Origin of the sequence: Cedecea sp. NFIX57, assembly GCF_900177785.1 — a bacterium.
Taxonomy (GTDB): Bacteria; Pseudomonadota; Gammaproteobacteria; order Enterobacterales; family Enterobacteriaceae; genus Cedecea; species Cedecea neteri_C.
In genome coordinates this window covers 31,890-49,865 of sequence record NZ_FXAS01000016.1, presented here as the reverse complement: position 1 = coordinate 49,865, position 17,976 = coordinate 31,890, and the positions used below count along the sequence as shown (strand labels likewise).

The following is a 17,976-nucleotide window of genomic DNA, read 5'->3' as shown; positions in this document are numbered from 1 at the left end:
ACGGCGCAACGTTTTTCTAGCTTATTAACTGCTTACTGAGGCCTGGGTTGGCCTGAATCAGACGCATTAATTTCAGTTCGGTGATGGAGGGCTTGAGTCGTCTGGACTCCCATTCCTGCACCATCGTCACGCTAACCCCCATCGCCTGAGCAAAATCATCGATTTTTAGTCCGGTGCTTTTACGTAGCTGCTCAAACTCCGAGAAGGCGCTGGGTTTCTGACTCAGGCTAACGGCCTGATTATCTTTAAAAACAATCTGCTCAAGACTGCTAAGCAGCTCAATCATTGGATCTTTATATTCCATTGAGAACTCCTCATAAATCACACAGCGAGAACGTGAACGCAAAGAAGCTTATTAACTGTAGCTGGATTTAAAGCGTGCGTGGGATCACGTTAGTGGCTAAACGTGCTGAGAAAAATGCTTATGCGTTTCAGCTGAATACCCAGTCGAAGTAAGCGCTTGAAAAGGTTCTTATGGCGGGCATTAGTATAAATGTGTAAATAGTTATGCAAATCCTTAGCAAGCTAAGCCAGCCTGCGTCCCACAGGGCTTTTCGATCGTTTTCTTCCCCTGTGGAAGAAGCATAAGAGATTATTGCGAAAGGGTATCTTGCGAAGGGCTGTTGGACTATTCTTAGCATCGTTATTGGGTGGCAATTTGCCAGGTAGTGCATTGGTGACAGGAGTAGAAATGATGGCGACAGGTAAGTCCTGGTCTCGCTGGTTTGCGCCGCTGGCGGCGTTATTAATGGTGGTGAGCCTGAGTGGTTGCTTCGATAAAGAAGGCGACCAGCGTAAGGCGTTCATCGATTTTCTGCAAAACACGGCTATGCGTAGCGGCGATCGCCTGCCGACGCTGACGTCCGATCAGAAAAAACAATTTGGCCCGCTGGTCTCTGACTACGCCATTCTGTACGGCTTTTCTCAGCAGGTTAGCCAGGCAATGGACGAAGGCATGAAGCCGGTTGTGGATAGCGTGAATAGCATCCGCGCCCCGCAGGATTACATGACCCAGCGCGACGCGCTGCGCCAGGCTAACGGTTCGCTGAACGTTTTGGGTCAGCAGGTTCAAAATGCCAAGATGCAGGCCGATGGTGCGCTTGCAGCGCTGAAGCAGCCTGACGATCTGAAAACCGTTTACTATCAGGTTTACCAGAAAGTCGTCACCGGCCCGGCGAATGCCATGGCGCCGCTGATCCCAGCCGCGCAGACCCTGACCCAGCAGCTGGTGCAGGTGGGTGATTTTATCGCCCAGCAGGGAACTCAGGTTGGCTTTGCTAACGGCGGAATTCAGTTCCCGACTTCCCAGCAGGCAAGTCAGTACAACTCGCTGATTGGCCCGCTGTCCGCTCAGCACCAGGCATTTACTCAGGCCTGGGCCGCAGCGCAGACTGCAACGCAGTAAGTTTTATGGGCTAAGAAAAGGCGGAGCGCTTCACGGCGACTCCGCTTTTTTTATGGACAGCAAACGGTGACAAATTTAGGCTAAATTTGACCTCTCCTTTCGTTGCTCATAAAATAGACGCCACTTGTGTTACTGGAGCGAAACCATGCCTAAAACAATGTCGCAAAAAACAGCGCGTGAAAGCTTTAGCACCCCCGGCATCTTTGAAGGGGGAGCGTGGATCACCAAAAACGGTGTGGCAGAGTTATATGTTCAGACGGCCGCAGAGCGCCAGCTTGAAGAAGCCGAGAAGATGAGGGAGCGCCAGAATAATGCATTACTCAAGCTCATCATGAAGGCAAAGCAGGAAGCCGTCAGCGGGAATACATACTCTCCTGATGAGACGCTGGCAAAACTGCGCCAGGCCAGGAAATAAGAGGGGTCATCAGGGATGAGTCGATCGATTACCCTTGCAGAAACGGCGGTAACCAGCCTCCAGGATCTTGAGTTTTTTAAAGCACAATTTATTGGTAATAATGAAGCAGCAAAACTCATTGATGATTTGTTGTTGCGTTCGGTCTCGGCCATTTCTCTCGATCCTGCCCGCTATCGGTTTAATGGTATTCTGGCCGACAAAGGAATACGTATTCGGGAGTGGCTGGATACAGATAATGACTACCGCTGCTTTTATGATGACGGCGATCCGTCTCAGGTGGTGATTCTGCTTTATGCCAGTATGAAGGAGGACTTTGAGTCCGCCTTATACCGGCATAATGTCATTTATTCGACGGGCTAGCCTTTACTGGCCCGCTGAATAAGCTATTTCAGCACCTGAGGATTCACGCAGTTCACTTCCACTTTACCGGTCAGCGCGGTAATCAGGTTTTCCACCGCGCATTCCGCCATGCCGTAGCGGGTTTCATGGGTGGCGGAGCCGATGTGCGGCAGGGCGACCACATTCGGCATGCCGAGCAGCGGGGAGTCCAGCGGCAGCGGTTCCTGTTCGAAGACGTCCAGCCCGGCGGCGTGAATTATTCCCTCTTCCAGCGCCTGAATCAGCGCTTTCTCGTCCACCACCGGGCCGCGCCCGACGTTGATTAAAATGGCCGAAGATTTCATTTTCGCAATTTGCTCTGCGCCAATCAGGTGGCGGGTTTCGTCGCTTAGCGGCAGCAGAATACAAACGAAATCAGACTCGGCCAGCAGGGTGTCCAGGTCGCAGTATCGGGCGTTAAAACGCTCTTCCGCTTCTTTATGCTGGCGGCGGGCGTTGTACAGAATTGGCATACTGAAGCCGAAGTGCGCGCGCTGCGCCAGCGCTAGGCCGATGCGCCCCATGCCCAGAATACCGAGCGTTTTATGATGCACGTCGATACCAAACCAGTCAGCGCCAATACTGCTTTGCCATTCGCCCACCTTCACGCGCTCGGCCACTTCCACCACGCGGCGTGCGCTGGAAAGGATCAGCGCCATGGCGGTGTCGGCGACGGTTTCGGTCAGCACCGTCGGGGTGTGCATCAACACAACGCCGCGTTCGTTAAGGGCGTCCACATGGAAGTTATCGTAGCCGACAGAAACGGTAGAAGCCGCGCGCAGCTTTGGCGTATTCGCGAGAAACGCAGCGTCGACCTTGCCGCCGGAGCCCAGGATACCTTCCGCATTGGCAAACAGCGCTGCGTTCGCTTGCACGGTTTCCGGGCTGATATCGTCAAGCTGGGTGACGGTAAAGTGGCTTTCAAGCCGGGACAGCAGGTTGTCAGGCAGCGCCTTGTAGAGGATGACGGACGGCTTCATGAGATTCTCCGTTTTCGGTTAAACGCGAACCGGGCGACAGAGCGCCCGGCGCGGGGTCAGGCGTGATGTGCGCCGGACGGAATTTGTTGATGATTAGCAGGCTTCACAATCAGAGTAAGCCATACCGAGGCGAGCAGCGCCAGCCCCATAAAGACATAGGACGCTGCCGGGTTGCCCGTGGCACCGTTCAGGTAGCCCACAAACCAGGAGCCGACGAAGGAGCCCAGCGCGCCCATGCTGTTGATTAAGGCCATCGCGCCGCCGGCAACGTTCTTCGGCAGCATCTCCGGGATAATGGCGAAGAAGGGACCATAAGGGGCGTACATCGCGGCCCCGGCAATCACCAGTAGCGTATAGGACACCCAGAAATGGTTGGCGCCGACCAGCCATGAGCCCAGGAATGCCAGGGCGCCAATCAGCAGCAGTGGCCAGACGAACAGCTTCCGGTTTTGCATTTTGTCCGATGCCCAGGAGACGGCGATCATCGAGATAGTCGCTGCCAGATAAGGCACGGAAGAGAGCCAGCCGACCTCCACCATTCCCATGCCAGCCGCGCCTGCGCTGCGGATAATCGACGGCAGCCACAGCACGAAACCGTACACGCCGATGCTCCAGGCAAAATACTGCATACACAGAATAACCACGTTACGTGACCGGAAGGCTTCACTGTAGTTACGCACGGCTTTGATGCCTTCCTGCTCTTTCTGTAACTGCGCCTGCAGTGCGGATTTTTCACTGTCCGACAGCCAGCCCACCTGGGCAGGTTTATCTTTGACCAGCATCCACCAGGCAAACGCCCAGATAACCGCCGGGATCCCTTCGATGATAAACATTTCGCGCCAGCCGAACGCCTGAATCAGGTAGCCGGAAACCACCGACATCCACAGCACGGTCACCGGATTGCCGAGGATCAGGAAGGTATTGGCGCGGGAGCGTTCGGATTTGGTAAACCAGTTGCTGATGTAAATCAGCATCGCTGGCATCACCGCCGCTTCAACCACGCCGAGCACAAAGCGGATGGCGGCCAGCATTGGAATGTTGCTCACCACGCCGGTCAGCGAGGCGCAGCCGCCCCACAGAATCAGGCAGACGAAAATAAGCTTACGCACGCTGCGGCGCTCGGCGTACATTGCCCCGGGGATCTGGAAGAAGAAGTAGCCGAGGAAGAACAGCGCTCCCAACAGCGAGGAAATGCCTTTGGTGATGCCGAGGTCATCGTTGATGCCTGCGGCGGAGGCGAAGCTGAAATTGGCGCGGTCGAGGTAAGCCAGGCTATACGTGATAAACACGATAGGCATGATGTACCACCAGCGCTTTGGCGCGATTGTCTGGTTTTTCATGAGAGTGCCTCTATCTTGAGGTTAACCGTATCGCTTTGTTTGTAGGGGACAGAGCGATGGATTTTGCGTTATTCGCCCAGTGCGCTTCGGGTCGGTAGCCCTTCGCTGTCACCGATGACCTGTATTGCCAGTGAGCCGATTTTGTTGCCCCGGCTGACGGCCTGATGCAAAGATTTCCCTTCCAGCAGGGCGCTGATCACCCCGACCGCAAAGCCGTCCCCGGCCCCTACGGTGTCCACTACGTTTTCCACTTTTACCGCCGCGACCGCGCCTTTCTCGCCGTCTGCGGTTTTATACCAGGCACCGTCTGCGCCGGTTTTTAGCACTACGACCTTCACGCCCTGATGCAGATAAAAATCGGCGATCCCTTCAGGCGTGTTTTGACCGGTAAGCACAATGCCTTCTTTTACGCCGGGCAGCACCCAGTCGGCCTGGAACGCCAGCTGATTAAGTTGTTTCACCATTTCGGCTTCGCTGCGCCACAGCACCGGGCGCAGATTTGGATCGAAGGAGAGCGTTTTGCCCTGCTGTTTCATCGTTTTTGCCGCGTGGTTTAGCAGCGCCAGAGAAGTGTCAGAGAGCGCCGCCGCCACGCCGCTCAGGTGCAGATGGCGTGCCGAGAGGAAATACGCCTCGTTGAAATCGGCCACCGAAAGGTGGCTGGCGGCGGAGCCTTTACGGAAATATTCCACGATGGGATCGGTTCCATCTTCGACTTTGGATTTGAGCTGAAAGCCGGTGCGATATTGCTCATCGACGGTAACACCGTGGCTGTCGATGTTTTCTTTCGCCAGCTGTTGCAGCACGTAGCGGCCAAAGGAGTCGTTGCCCACGCGGCTCACCCAGCCCACGTTCAGGCCCAGGCGAGCCAGCCCCGTGGCGACATTTAACTCCGCGCCAGCCGCGCGTTTCACAAAATGTTCGGCGGCGGCAAGGTCGCCGGTTTCGCTGGCGACAAACATCGCCATCGCTTCACCTATCGTGATGACATCCAGCTGATGCATGGTTATTCCTCGCGTAAAAGATTGACGTAATGCCGGGTAACCGCGACCAGGTCCCGCCCTTCCAGTGGAAACTCAATGCCGCGTGGGGCATCTGGCGGCAGCATATTCAGCAGCCCTTTCCAGTCTGAACTGGCATCGTCCAGCGCCACAGCGCGGTAGCGGTTATGCTGGGCGACCGCTGTTTTGACGTGGATGTAGCTTACGGAAGGTGCCAACGCGCGGGCGGCCTGCTGCGGAGAATCATCCACCCAAAGCCAGTTAGCCATGTCGAAAGTGAGCGTCACCGGCAGGTTGTGAACGCCGCAGGCGGCCTGGAAGCGCTGCATCGGCGCGAGTTTGCCGCTGTCGGTTTGGTCGTTCTCCACCACCAGCGCAACGGGGCTTTCGCTCAGCCACTGTTTCAGCGTGTCGAATGCCCGGGCGGTGTTGAACTGCCCGAGAGAGAGCTTGAGCCAGCGGGCATTTAGCTGGTGGGCTTCCTGCAGGAGCGAGGGGATTATCGGGTTTAGTTTGCCGTCGCCGGTGAACAGCGGCTCCGGCGCGGAATAGCAGGCCTCAAGCCCGTGCTGGGTAATTTCTCCGGCCACGCCGGACAGAAAATCCAGCTGCGTGTCGGTAAACAGTTCGCGGCGGATTTCGACGCCGTCGGCCCCCGCTTCAGCAATGATTGGCAGCACCGCCTGCTGGCCACCCAGGGCGGCAAGGCGGTCGTGGCCGTAAGCGGCGGTGACGACGATAATTTTTCGCGGCATGGCGGTCTCCAGGCGATAACAACGAACGACAGATGTTATTTACGCTAGATGGAACCGGTTCCAAAGAAAAGATCATGCTTGCCAATTTTTGAGCGCCATCACGAACAAAAGATTTAGCGGGAGGTGGAGCCGCGCACGATAAGCTCGCCGGAGAATAGCTGTTCACGCACGGTTTCAGCGGTGCCTTCAATGCGCCTCACCACCTGCTCCAGCGCGGCGTAGCCTATCTGCCAGGTCGGCTGTTTCAGGGTGGTAATGCCGACGCCGGCAAGCTCTGCCCACTCCAGCTCATCAAACCCCAGCAGGCCGATATCGCTGCCCCAGCTCAGGCCGAGGCGGCGCATTGCGCGGGCAACCTGCAGCGTTAGCGCGCCGTTGGCGGAGATCACCGCTTTGCGCATTCCGCGGTTGTTGGCGTGGAACTGACGTAGCGTGTTTTCTATTAGCCCGGCTTCGTGTAATGGTGTTTCTGCATTTTCGGCAATTATGCCGGGATATCGCTCAAGCGTGCTGCGAAATGCGCGTAATCTTTCATGTCGGGTGTTCACCATGCCAAGCGGTTCGCTCAGGAACAGCAGGGCTTCGAAACCCTGCTCAATCAGGTGCTCCGTCGCGTTTGTGGCGGCCTGAATATTGTCCAGCCCGACCATATCGCAGGCAAAACCCGGTATTTTGCGGTCGATAAGCACCATCGGCAGGGCGGACTGCTGCAGACGGTTAAGCCCCTCTTCGCGCATCCCGACAGCATTGACCACGATCCCTTCAACCTGATAGCTGCGCAGCAGGTCGAGGTAGTGCAGCTCCTGGTCAACTTCGTTGTTGGTGTTACACACCAGCGGCGTGAAGCCTTTCTCGCGGCAGGCGGCTTCTATGCCGCTCAGCACGTCGACGGAATAGGGATTGGTGATGTCGGCAATGATCAGGCCGATAAGGCGGGTACGGCCTCTTTTGAGGCCTCGTGCCATCTGGCTTGGGCGGTAGTCGAGTTCGGCAATGGCGCGCTCAATGCGCCCACGAAGATCGTCAGACAGCGCGTTCTGTTCGCCGTTAAGGTAGCGGGAAACGCTGGTCTTCCCTGTCTTCGCCGCTTTCGCGACATCGCTTATTGTAGGGCGCGCTGCCTTGCCGTTCATAGCCGTCTCCAGAGGGGTAACCCTGCGGAGAGTAACATATTTTTATGCGGGGAAAAGTGAGGCGGTGCCCTTGCATTCGTCAGGCAAATCGAGCCACAGCCCATTCGATAAACACCCGCAGCCTGGCGCTAAGGTGGCGGTTGGACGGGTAAACCAGGTACATCTGTTCTGGCGGCGGCTGATAGGCATCCAGCACGCTGACCAGCTTCCCGCTGTCGAGATACGGCTGTGCCGCAAAACGGACGACTTGAGTTAAGGCGGCCCCGGAAAGTGCAATGCCAAGATGGGCGTTACTTTCGTTGACACTTATCTGGTAGCGGTGCTGTACCTCGATGTTTTTTCCCCGGTCGATAAAGCGTAGCGGGTAGATGCGGTCGTTGCGTGCGTGGCGGTAATACGCCAGCGGATACCCCTGCTCAAGTTCTTCAGGGCGGGCTGGCGTGCCGTAGCGCTGAAAGTAGCCCGGCGTCGCGCAGGTGACCCAGTCCATGGTAAACAGGCGGCGGGCAATCAAAGTGGAGTCGACCAGCGGGCCGCTGCGTATAACGCAGTCTGCGTTGTCGTTGATTAAATCCACCAGCCGATCGCTGACGCCAAGATCAATGGAGATATCCGGGTAGCGTTCAAGAAATTCCGGCAGGGCGGGGATCAGCACCTGGCGCGCTAACGAGCCCCCGGCATCTACACGCAGCACGCCCTGAGGTTCGCTTTGTGATTCGGTCATGCTGCCTTCCATCTGCTCCAGGTCGGCCAGCCATTTTACGGTGCGGCGGTAATAGCATTCACCCTCTTTGGTGACCGATACGCTGCGGGTGGTGCGCTGGAACAGCTTGGTTTGCAGGTGGTTTTCAAGATTCTGAATCAACTTGGTGACGGTAGCTTTTGGCATGCGCAGCGAGTCGGCGGCGCGGGTAAATCCGCCAGTTTCAACCACGCGATTGAACACCCGAATAGCCAGCAAATGGTGATCCATAACACTCTCCAACGAAAAACCCTGTATCAGACAGGGTTTTGTTTATCCACGTAAACAATTATCCGCATTGTTTAGCGCTAATCATCCGGGTGCGCAAGGAGAGGCCGAAAACTAGCGTGGCCGAGAGCATCAGCGCCCCGCCAAACAGCATCGCGCTGCTTACGCCATGCCAGTCCACCACTTCACCGCCGAGCAGAGCGCCTGACGCCAGCGCAATCTGAATCACCGTGACCAGCAACGACTGGCCGGCTTCTGGCGCATCTGGCACCGCTTCAAACATCCAGTTTGTGGCGCAAACCGGAACGGCCCCAAAAGCCAGGCCCCACACCAGCACCATGACCGTAGCGCCGGCCAGGCCGCTGAGTAACGGAGAAACGATCAGGATGATGGCCAGCATTGCCGTCACCAGAATAAAGGTCGCGCGCAGGCTGTGTTCCGCCAGGCGCTCACCGATAAAGGTTCCCAGCAGGCCAACCGCGCCGTAGGCCAGCAGCTGGAAGGTGATCACCGATGGGCTGAGGACAAAGACCTGTTGCAGCAGTGGACGCAGGTAGGTGTAAGCCGAGAAGTGGCCCACAAACAACAGCACGATGGCGATAAGGCCAATGCGGGCCATCGGCAGGCGCAGTGGAGACAGTAAATCCTGAACGGTAACCGGGCGGCCTGGCGGCACGGAAGTCAGCAGGCGAAGCTGGGCGAGCAGCGTGATGGCGGCTAACCCGGCGCTGGCAAAGAATGCTGAACGCCAGCCGAACAGGTCGCCAATTAATGCTCCGGCCGGGACGCCGCAAACTGCGCCAATGGACACGCCGCTGACAATCAATGCTACTGCGCGTCCCTGGCTCGCTTCCGGCACAAGGTGGCGGCCATAGTTCATTGAGAATGACCAGAACCCGCCGACGCAGATCCCCAGCAGCACGCGACCCGTTAGCATCATTGGGAAGTTCACGGCCAGCGCGGACACAAGGTTTGAGACGACCAACAGCAGCGACAGGCCAAGCATCAGCAGGCGGCGGTCGAGGCTACCTGAAGCCAGGCTCAAAACTGGCGCGGCGACGGCGGCAACAATGCCTGGCATGGTGACCATCAGCCCGGCGGTACCGGTGGAGACATTGAGGGAGGGTGCGATGTTGGTCAGTAAACCGATGGGTAAGAACTCGGTAGTAACCATGACAAAACAGGCCACAGTCAGGGAAAAGACCGCGATCCACGGGGATGTTGCAGGTTTATCTTTATTATCAGGCATAAAAGTGTGCTTCCGCAGAGGCTACATGAGTGACAAGGATCACAATTTACGCAGTCAGCGGCGACGAATAAATGCAGGATTTATGATTTCACTGTTTCTGTGGAGGAATAATGTGGGTGAGATTTACGTTTTGATTAAAATGTATATTTAATCAAGGGGATGGTTGAATACCCTCCCCCAAAAGGGAGAGGGTAAAAACGATTAACGCAGTTCCCCATTAACATCCTGGTCAACCGCGAAACACGCTACCAGCTGGCCGTTGCCGTAGTCTTTCAACTGCGGCTGGAGCTGGGTGCATGGCCCGAAGCGACGGCTGCAGCGGGCGTTAAAGGCGCAGCCCGGCGGCGGGTTCAGCGGGCTTGGCAGCTCGCCGGTCAGCTTGATGCGTTCGCGACGTTCATCCGGGTTCAGGCGTGGCGTGGCGGACAGCAGCGCCTGGGTGTACGGGTGGCGCGGGTTAGAGAAAATCTGCTCTTTGCTGCCTTTCTCCACGCAGCGGCCCAGGTACATCACCATCACTTCATCGGCGATGTGCTCCACCACCGACAGGTCGTGGGAGATAAACACGTAGGACAGCCCCAGATCCTGCTGCAAATCCATCATCAGGTTCAGTACCTGAGCACGTACCGACACGTCGAGCGCGGAGACCGGCTCATCGGCAATCACCACGTCCGGGTCAAGCATCAGGCCGCGGGCGATAGCGATACGCTGGCGCTGGCCGCCGGAGAACATGTGCGGATAGCGGTCGTAATGCTCGGTTTTCAGACCCACTTTCGCCATCATCTCCAGCGCTTTTTCGCGGCGCTCGGCTTTGCTCAGGCTGGTGTTGATTTGCAGCGGCTCTTCCAGGATCTGTCCCACTTTTTTACGCGGGTTCAGCGAGCCATACGGGTTCTGGAAGACGATCTGGATTTTCTGCCGACGCAGCTTTTCCGCCGAGGCATCCGGGATCAGCAGATCCTGGCCCTGGTAGTAAAGCTCCCCGCCGGTCGGGACTTCTATCATGGTCAGCAGGCGGCCAAGGGTGGATTTCCCGCAGCCGGATTCACCGACGACCGCCAGCGTTTTGCCGCGCTCGAGGGTGAAACTCACGCCGTCCAGCGCTTTCACCAGGCGTTCTGGGGCGAAAAAGCCCTTCTTCACCGGGTAGTGTTTTTTCAGGTCGATGGCCTGCAACAGCGGTTGCGCGGCGGCCTGTTGGGTACTCATAGGGTTGGCCTCCCGGCATCATCGAGTGGGTAGTGGCATTTGGACTGACGCCCGTCTGCCAACAAGGTTAACGCTGGCTCTTCGCTGCGGCATTTGTCGGTCGCATACGGGCAGCGCGGGTTCAGCAGGCAGCCGTTCGGGCGGTCGTATTTGCCTGGAACCACGCCCGGCAGCGAGGCCAGACGCGCTTTATCCTGAGCAAATTCCGGCAGCGCGCGGAGCAGCGCCTGAGTGTACGGGTGGCGAGGCGCGCGGAAGATATCGTGGGACGAACCCGCTTCCACAACCTGGCCTGCGTACATCACGATGATTTTATGGGCGGCTTCGGCAACCAGCGCGAGGTCATGGGTGATCAGGATCAGCGCCATGTTCTCTTTTTGCTGTAGCTCCAGCAGCAGTTCGATGATCTGCGCCTGAATGGTCACGTCGAGCGCGGTGGTTGGCTCATCGGCGATCAGCAGCTTAGGACGACAGGCAATCGCCATGGCGATCATCACGCGCTGGCTCATGCCGCCGGAAAGCTGGTGCGGGTAAACGTCAAGACGTGAGGCCGGGTCAGGAATCCCCACCTGGGTCAGCAGGTCGATTGCGCGCTGGCGGCGGGTTTTCTTGTTGCCACCCTGGTGCACCTTAATGGCTTCCATAATCTGGAAACCGACGGTGTAGCACGGGTTCAGGCTGGTCATCGGGTCCTGGAAGATCATCGCCACTTCGGCGCCCACCAGGTTGCGGCGCTCTTTCTCAGAAATGCGCTTCAGGTCCCGGCCGTTGAATTCCAGTTTTTCCGGCATCACACGGCCTGGGAAGTCGATAAGCCCCATTATTGCCAGCGAGCTGACGGATTTACCGGAGCCGGACTCGCCTACGATGCCGACAACTTGCCCCTGATCCACGCTATAGCTAATGCGGTCTACGGCACGGAACGGTGCGTCTTCGTCGCCGAAATGCACCGATAATTTATCTACATTTAATAACGCCATCTCGAACCTCTTACTGCTTCAGTTTGGGATCGAGCGCGTCACGCAGACCGTCACCCATCAGGTTAAATGCCAGCACCGTTAGCAGAATCGCAACCCCTGGGAAGGTCACAACCCACCAGGCACTCTGCGCGAACTGCAACACGTCGGCGAGCATGGTGCCCCACTCCGGTGTTGGCGGCTGCGCACCCATGCCGAGGAAGCCAAGGGCGGCCATATCGAGAATGGCGTTCGAGAAGCCGAGCGACGCCTGAACGATCAGCGGCGCAAGGGTATTCGGGAAGATATTCACAAACATCTGGCGAACGGGGCCAGCGCCCGCCACGCGGGAGGCAGTCACGTAATCGCGGTTAACTTCCACTAGCACCGCAGCACGCGTTAAACGCACATAGTGCGGTAGTGCCACGAAGGTCAGTGCCAGCGCGGCGTTACCGATGGACGGGCCGAAGATAGCTACCAGAACCAGTGCCAGCAGCAGGCTCGGCAGCGCCAGCATGATATCGACCACGCGCATGATGATGTTGTCGACCACGCCGCCGAAGTAACCGGCGACCAGGCCCAGCACAATCCCCATCACCAGCGAAAGGACGACCACCAGGCAGCCGACCAGCAGCGACAGGCGAGCGCCGTACATCAGGCGGGAAAGCACGTCACGACCTACGTCGTCGGTGCCGAGGATGTAGCTCCAGCTCCCGCCTTCCTGCCATACCGGCGGGTGCAGCAGCGCGTCGCGGAACTGCTCCGCAGGCGCGTGGGGCGCGAGGAAGTTAGCGAAGATGGCGATGAAGATCATGATGGCGACGTACACCAGGCCGATCACTGCGCCTTTATTGCGTTTGAAGTAGTGCCAGAACTCCTGGAAAGGCGTCATCGGCTTGGGTGCTGCCACCACTTTATTTTCTGTCAGTTGCGTCATGATGGCCCCTTATTTCTTATGGCGTATACGCGGGTTCACCACGCCGTACAGCAGGTCTACCAGCAGGTTGACGAGGATAATCATCGTCGCCACCAGCAGCACGCCGCCCTGGACTACCGGGTAGTCACGACGCTGCAGTGCGTCGATGAGCCAGCGGCCAAGACCCGGCCAGGAGAAGATAGTTTCCGTCAGGATGGCGCCAGCCAACAGAGTACCGACCTGCAGGCCGATAACCGTGACGACCGGCAGCATCGCGTTGCGCAGGGCATGAACCACGATCACGCGCATACGGGTCAGACCCTTGGCGCGAGCGGTACGAATGTAATCTTCGCCCAGCACTTCCAGCATGGAAGAACGAGTCATACGCACGATAACCGCCAGCGGAATAGTGCCCAGCACAATGGCAGGCAAAATCATATGGGCGACGGCATCAATAAAATCACCCGGCTGGCCCCAGATAGCGGTATCTATCAGCGCAAACCCGGTGAGTGGTAGGGAATCATCCAGGAACACGGTGTCGCTAATACGCCCGGACACCGGCGTCAGGTTCCAGTGCACCGACACCAGCATGATGAGCATCATGCCCCACCAGAAAATTGGCATGGAATAGCCGGTCAGCGCGAGGCCAACGGCGGTGTGGTCGAAGATTGAACCACGCTTCACGGCGGCCAGAACGCCCACCGGAATGCCGACGGCAACGGCGAAAATCATCGCGCAGATGCCGAGTTCCAGCGTCGCTTTAAAGCGCGGCACGAACTCGTCCCAAACCGGGAGGCGGCTCTTTAATGAAATGCCCAGATCGCCATGCATTACGCCCCAGATGTAATGGAGGTACTGCTGCCACATTGGCTTGTCGAGACCCATCTCGGCCAGCAATTGGGCATGGCGCTCAGGAGAAATACCGCGCTCTCCGGCCATGATCATCACCGGGTCTCCGGGGATCATATGCACGAAAGCGAAGGTGAGTAGGGTAATACCTATAAACGTGGGGATGACTAACCCCAGTCGTCGGAGGATGAACTGCAGCATATCCCGGATTCTCTGTAGTGACGGAAAGCCTGGTAACTGTTCCGTCTGTATTGCTCACAAATGTTTCCCCCTCTCCCTTTGAGGGAGAGGGTCGGGGTGAGGGTGGACAGCGCCAATACCCCTCACCCTAACCCTCTCCCCACGGGGGAGAGGGAATAAAGCACGTTACTTTTATTATTCGACGGACACGTTTTCGAAGTGGTGTTTGCCCAGTGGATCAACCACGTAGCCTTTAACTTCTTTACGCACTGGCTCGAACACGGTGGAGTGAGCGATGATCAGCGCTGGCGCCTGATCGTGCATCACAACCTGAGCCTGTTTGTACAGTTCAACACGCTTGTTGTGGTCGTCGGTGGCGCGAGCCGGCTGAATCAGATCTTCAAACGGCTTGTAGCACCAGCGAGAGTAGTTGGAGCCGTCTTTCGCTGCGGCACAGCTGAACAGGGTGGCGAAGAAGTTATCCGGATCCCCATTGTCGCCGGTCCAGCCCATCATTACGGCTTGGTGTTCACCGGCTTTAGCACGCTTCAGGTACTCGCCCCACTCGTAGGTCACGATTTTGGCGGTTACGCCGACTTTCGCCCAGTCAGCCTGAATCATCTCAGCCATGCGGCGAGCGTTCGGGTTGTACGGACGCTGTACCGGCATAGCCCACAGGTCAACGGTGAAGCCTTTGTCCTGGCCCGCTTCTTTCAGCAGCGCTTTCGCTTTTTCAGGATCGTAGGTGTAGTCCTTCACGTCATCGTTGTAGCCCCACATGGTTGGTGGGATCAGGTTTTTAGCCGCGGTGCCCGCGCCCTGATAAACGGCTTTGATGATCGCTTCTTTGTTCACCGCGTAGGTCAGCGCCTGACGCACTTTCACGTCATCGAACGGCTTCTTCTCGGTGTTGAAGGAAAGGTAACCCACGTTCAGGCCAGCCTGTTCCATCAGATTGATGTTCTTGTCTTCTTTCATGCGGGCGATGTCAGCCGGGTTCGGGAACGGCATCACCTGACATTCGTTTTTCTGCAGTTTGGCGTAACGCACGGAAGCGTCTGGCGTGATGGAGAAGACCAGGCGATCGATCTGCGGCTTGGTACCCCAGTAGCCCGGGAAGGCTTTATACAGAATACGGGAGTCTTTCTGGTATTGCAGCAGCTGGAATGGACCGGTACCGATTGGGTTCAGGTCGGTTTTTTCCGGGGTGCCGGCTTTCATCATGTTGTCCGCATATTCTTTAGAAAGAATAGAGGCGAAGTCCATGGCCATGTCCGCGAGGAATGGTGCTTCTGGACGAGCCAGCACGAACTGCACGGTGTTATCGTCGACTTTTTTGATGTCGGTGATCAGGTCAGGCAGGCCCATACCTTCAAAGTATTCGTAGCTGCCGCCAGAGACTTTGTGATACGGGTTGTCTTTGTTTTTCTGACGGTCAAAGGAGAACACAACGTCGTCGGCGTTGAAATCGCGAGTCGGTTTGAAGTCTTTATTGTCCTGCCACTTCACGCCTTTACGCAGGTGGAAGGTGTAGGTTTTACCGTCCGGGCTAACGTCCCATTTCTCAGCCAGGCCTGGGATGATTTCGGTGGTGCCGGTTTTGAATTCCACCAGACGGTTATAAATCGGTACGGAGCTGGCATCGTAAGTCGTGCCGGAAGTGAACAGCTGTGGGTTAAAGCCCTCTGGGGAACCTTCTGAACAATAAACCAGGGTTTTGGCTTGTACGCTTGCTGCAACGGTCATGGCAACCAGGCTCAGACCAAATTTCAGCATCCCTGACTTCTTCAAGGAAATACTCATTATTCTGCTCCAATTATGTGTCGTGTTGTGTTTTGTAACCGTCTGACCATTGTTATTTGTGGGTGGTCGGTACGGTGTGCCCGGAGGCGGTGGTGAGGCTAGCAGTTCCTTTCGCGAGTCATGCATGGAGGTAGCACAGACGGTCCGTAAATAGCCCCTCTCGTCCTACAATCTGTCAACAGATTAAGGAAACGTCAATACAGGTCACGGGGATTTACAAGCAAGGTGGGATTCGGCGGGCAAAGATTAAAAAAACCTTCCGGGGGCATTTCCAGCAGGGAAATTTATGCTACAGGCTTGTTACCAGAATATTGCACTGCTTAATTTGCAACCTATAGCGCGAACCGATTGTCCGGAATAGGTAAAATTTTGTGTTAAACGATGAATTGTTGCACGATTTATTTTGTGATCTGCATCGCTCACAGCGGAAAATGCTGTGCCCCATCATAAGCGGCCGCGCAAAAAACCACGCTTTTCCATAACCAAATACGATGAATTAATCTGGCCTGGCAGAGGTAAAACTGGCAGAAACTGAGGCGAATAAACGGCGGGGCTGAAAATATAAAAACACTCCGTAGTACGGAGTGTTTTATTTAATTGCTGGCTGCGCCGTGAATATTAATTCACGGCTTTATCCGGCACGTGACACCAGTTGTTATTTTGATTAATTCCGCCGTTGGGCGAGGTGTAGCCCAGACAGCCGAGGACGGTGTCGAACAGCTCAACGTGACGATGCGGCACCTTCATTGCTGCCTGCTCTTGCATATGCTTAAAGGCGTCGGCAGCCGTTGGATTTTCCAGGTATTTATCCGAGGCCCAAACCAGCAGCGGGACGCGGAATTGTTCCGGCGGTGCCATTTTGCGAGGAGTGCCGTGCAGATGCATGGAATCGCTGATGGACTCGCCGTGGTCGGCGGCGTAGAAGACTATCGCTTTTTTATCGCGAAGCTGGTCGAGCACGCTGTCTATCATTGTATCGACATAAAGTACCGAATTATCAAAGGCGTTAATCAGCATCTCCTTTGAACAGCCTTTGCCAAGATCAATGCATTCTGGCGTCCATTTCGCAAAGCTGCGCGGGTAGCGCTGGGCATAGGAGAAGTGGGAGCCTTTGGTATGCAGAATGATCAGATGTTTGCCGTCAGGATTCTGCGCGAGAGATTGCTTCATCTCATCAACCAGCAGCATGTCGTCCACGGTTTTACCGCGGTTGCGGGGCTCTGCGGCGATTTGTTCGCGGAAGGCAAGGGTATCCGGCATGGCGTTTTTGTAGAACCAAATTTCGCTCTGCATGGCGTAAAGGTCGGCACTAAAGCCCAGCTGTTTTAAGACCGCGAAGATGTTTTGCTCTTTCAGCGTACGCTGAGGGTTTTCTTCTGCCCCGCCTTCGCGGACAAACATACAGCGCAGCGAGAGCTTGGTGGCGGTGTCGCAGGATTCCCCGCGGAAGGCGACCAGGTTTTTCTCTTTAGCGAGGTTTGGGGTGGTGTCACGGCCATAGCCCAATATCCCCATATGATCCCAGCGCGTGGTTTCGCCAATAATAAACACTACATAAGCATCGTCCAGACCTGGAGGCGTGACGTAGGTGAACTTTTTCGTCGGGTTCATTAGCGAGCCGTTGCCGGTGGATTCGTCGGCATTCGCCCAGGCAAACAGCCCCAGGGAAGAGACCCAGTTGACCGGCACATAGGAGCTTGCCACCACGCCGCCGTAGCTTGCCATATCCGTCGTTGAACCTTTCTCATCGTCGGACTGCATTTCACCGAGCATACGCAGAGGCGCCCAAACCAGCAGCCCCGCACAGAGCAGGATAGCGATGTTTTTGATGCGCTGGCCGGGGGTTTTCAACTGCTGAAGCAGCGTGTCTTGCGACCTGTTGAACCAGATAAGGAACAGCGGGATAGCGCTGACCAGCGTCATCCAGATGGCAAAGTGGTAGCCCACAACCTCTTTAGAAAGGTCGATATCGGTGGTCATCACCGAGGCAATGATGCCGTAGCCGATCACCACATTGAAGAAGGTCATATAGTAGCTGGCGGCCACCGAGCACAGCACCACGAAGGAGGCCAGCAGTCGCCAGAGATTACGGCCAAAGAGCGACAGCAGGCGTAACAGGAAAAATGTCACCAGCAGGCAGGCAAAAAACTCGGCCGCAGCGGCGATGCCTTTCCAGGCGATGAAGACCTGGGAGGGGCTATCAAAACGTTGGTAGAAAACAGAGATATTCAAAAACCAGCCGATGTATACCCCGAGCAAAAGGCACAGCTTTTGCTGGGAGAGCGTTTTTATGTAATTCATTCAGGCATCCGGGCGATATAAAAATATTAGCGCTACTCAGACCGTGGAGTTGCCAGGGAGTTCTGAATGGCTGGTGAAACGAAGAAAATTCCTGGCGAGGCGTCAAAATTTGAAGGAAATGGCCGTTTTTAAACAA

The 17,976-nt window shown here is 56.4% G+C and carries 17 protein-coding genes; 3 read left to right on the top strand and 14 right to left on the bottom strand.

Translation table 11 applies throughout. The features are described 5' to 3' along the window. Window positions 1-16: 16 nt before the first annotated feature. The gene (locus B9Y90_RS15130; protein WP_039289003.1) at window positions 17-304 is read right to left on the bottom strand and encodes an HTH-type transcriptional regulator; all 288 of its coding nucleotides are present in this window, start codon (window positions 302-304) and stop codon (window positions 17-19) included. A gap of 390 nt (window positions 305-694) precedes the next feature. On the opposite strand from B9Y90_RS15130, the gene B9Y90_RS15125 reads away from it, so the two are divergent. The 3 genes from B9Y90_RS15125 (at window position 695) to B9Y90_RS15115 (ending at window position 2,180) form a co-directional block, all read left to right on the top strand. Further along, window positions 695-1,405 (top strand): DUF3053 domain-containing protein, encoded by a 711-nt coding sequence (locus B9Y90_RS15125; protein WP_039296391.1) that lies wholly within the window; start codon window positions 695-697, stop codon window positions 1,403-1,405. A gap of 145 nt (window positions 1,406-1,550) precedes the next feature. Beyond that, on the top strand, window positions 1,551-1,820 hold the full coding sequence (locus tag B9Y90_RS15120) for a hypothetical protein (protein WP_085541711.1): 270 nt from the start codon (window positions 1,551-1,553) through the stop codon (window positions 1,818-1,820). A gap of 15 nt (window positions 1,821-1,835) precedes the next feature. Continuing rightward, window positions 1,836-2,180 carry a hypothetical protein gene (locus tag B9Y90_RS15115; RefSeq protein WP_039289000.1) on the top strand — a complete coding sequence of 115 codons (345 nt, stop codon included), beginning with the start codon at window positions 1,836-1,838 and terminating at the stop codon, window positions 2,178-2,180. A gap of 23 nt (window positions 2,181-2,203) precedes the next feature. On the opposite strand, the gene ghrB is transcribed toward B9Y90_RS15115, so the two are convergent. From ghrB to eptB, 13 genes are all read right to left on the bottom strand, one after another. After that, window positions 2,204-3,178 (bottom strand): glyoxylate/hydroxypyruvate reductase GhrB, encoded by a 975-nt coding sequence (gene ghrB / locus B9Y90_RS15110; RefSeq protein ID WP_085541710.1) that lies wholly within the window; start codon window positions 3,176-3,178, stop codon window positions 2,204-2,206. A gap of 56 nt (window positions 3,179-3,234) precedes the next feature. After that, window positions 3,235-4,518, bottom strand: a complete 1,284-nt coding sequence (locus B9Y90_RS15105) for an MFS transporter (protein ID WP_085541709.1) — start codon at window positions 4,516-4,518, stop codon at window positions 3,235-3,237. 68 nt (window positions 4,519-4,586) lie between these two features. Beyond that, window positions 4,587-5,522 (bottom strand): sugar kinase, encoded by a 936-nt coding sequence (locus B9Y90_RS15100; protein ID WP_085541708.1) that lies wholly within the window; start codon window positions 5,520-5,522, stop codon window positions 4,587-4,589. Window positions 5,523-5,524: 2 nt separating this feature from the next. Further along, the gene (locus B9Y90_RS15095) at window positions 5,525-6,274 is read right to left on the bottom strand and encodes a sugar phosphate isomerase/epimerase family protein (RefSeq protein ID WP_039288993.1); all 750 of its coding nucleotides are present in this window, start codon (window positions 6,272-6,274) and stop codon (window positions 5,525-5,527) included. Between the two features lie 113 nt (window positions 6,275-6,387). Continuing rightward, on the bottom strand, window positions 6,388-7,407 hold the full coding sequence (locus tag B9Y90_RS15090) for a LacI family DNA-binding transcriptional regulator (RefSeq protein ID WP_085541707.1): 1,020 nt from the start codon (window positions 7,405-7,407) through the stop codon (window positions 6,388-6,390). A 79-nt stretch (window positions 7,408-7,486) separates the two neighbouring features. Next, a complete protein-coding gene (locus B9Y90_RS15085; RefSeq protein WP_085541706.1) occupies window positions 7,487-8,380 on the bottom strand; it encodes a LysR family transcriptional regulator in 894 nt (297 codons plus the stop codon). 58 nt (window positions 8,381-8,438) lie between these two features. Further along, complete coding sequence (locus tag B9Y90_RS15080) at window positions 8,439-9,626, bottom strand: MFS transporter (protein ID WP_039288986.1); 1,188 nt, start codon at window positions 9,624-9,626, stop codon at window positions 8,439-8,441. A gap of 201 nt (window positions 9,627-9,827) precedes the next feature. Then, window positions 9,828-10,835 (bottom strand): dipeptide ABC transporter ATP-binding subunit DppF, encoded by a 1,008-nt coding sequence (gene dppF, locus B9Y90_RS15075; protein ID WP_008457615.1) that lies wholly within the window; start codon window positions 10,833-10,835, stop codon window positions 9,828-9,830. Then, window positions 10,832-11,815: a dipeptide ABC transporter ATP-binding protein gene (gene dppD, locus B9Y90_RS15070; protein WP_008457613.1), complete on the bottom strand. Its 984-nt coding sequence runs from the start codon at window positions 11,813-11,815 to the stop codon at window positions 10,832-10,834. Before dppD ends, dppF begins: the two co-directional genes overlap by 4 nt. A 10-nt stretch (window positions 11,816-11,825) precedes the next feature. Continuing rightward, the gene (gene dppC, locus B9Y90_RS15065) at window positions 11,826-12,728 is read right to left on the bottom strand and encodes a dipeptide ABC transporter permease DppC (protein ID WP_085541705.1); all 903 of its coding nucleotides are present in this window, start codon (window positions 12,726-12,728) and stop codon (window positions 11,826-11,828) included. Window positions 12,729-12,737: 9 nt separating this feature from the next. Then, window positions 12,738-13,757 carry a dipeptide ABC transporter permease DppB gene (gene dppB, locus B9Y90_RS15060; RefSeq protein ID WP_008457609.1) on the bottom strand — a complete coding sequence of 340 codons (1,020 nt, stop codon included), beginning with the start codon at window positions 13,755-13,757 and terminating at the stop codon, window positions 12,738-12,740. Window positions 13,758-13,931: 174 nt separating this feature from the next. Further along, a complete protein-coding gene (dppA, locus tag B9Y90_RS15055) occupies window positions 13,932-15,539 on the bottom strand; it encodes a dipeptide ABC transporter periplasmic-binding protein DppA (RefSeq protein ID WP_039288980.1) in 1,608 nt (535 codons plus the stop codon). A 618-nt stretch (window positions 15,540-16,157) separates the two neighbouring features. Further along, window positions 16,158-17,840, bottom strand: a complete 1,683-nt coding sequence (gene eptB / locus B9Y90_RS15050; RefSeq protein ID WP_085541704.1) for a kdo(2)-lipid A phosphoethanolamine 7''-transferase — start codon at window positions 17,838-17,840, stop codon at window positions 16,158-16,160. Window positions 17,841-17,976: the final 136 nt, after the last annotated feature.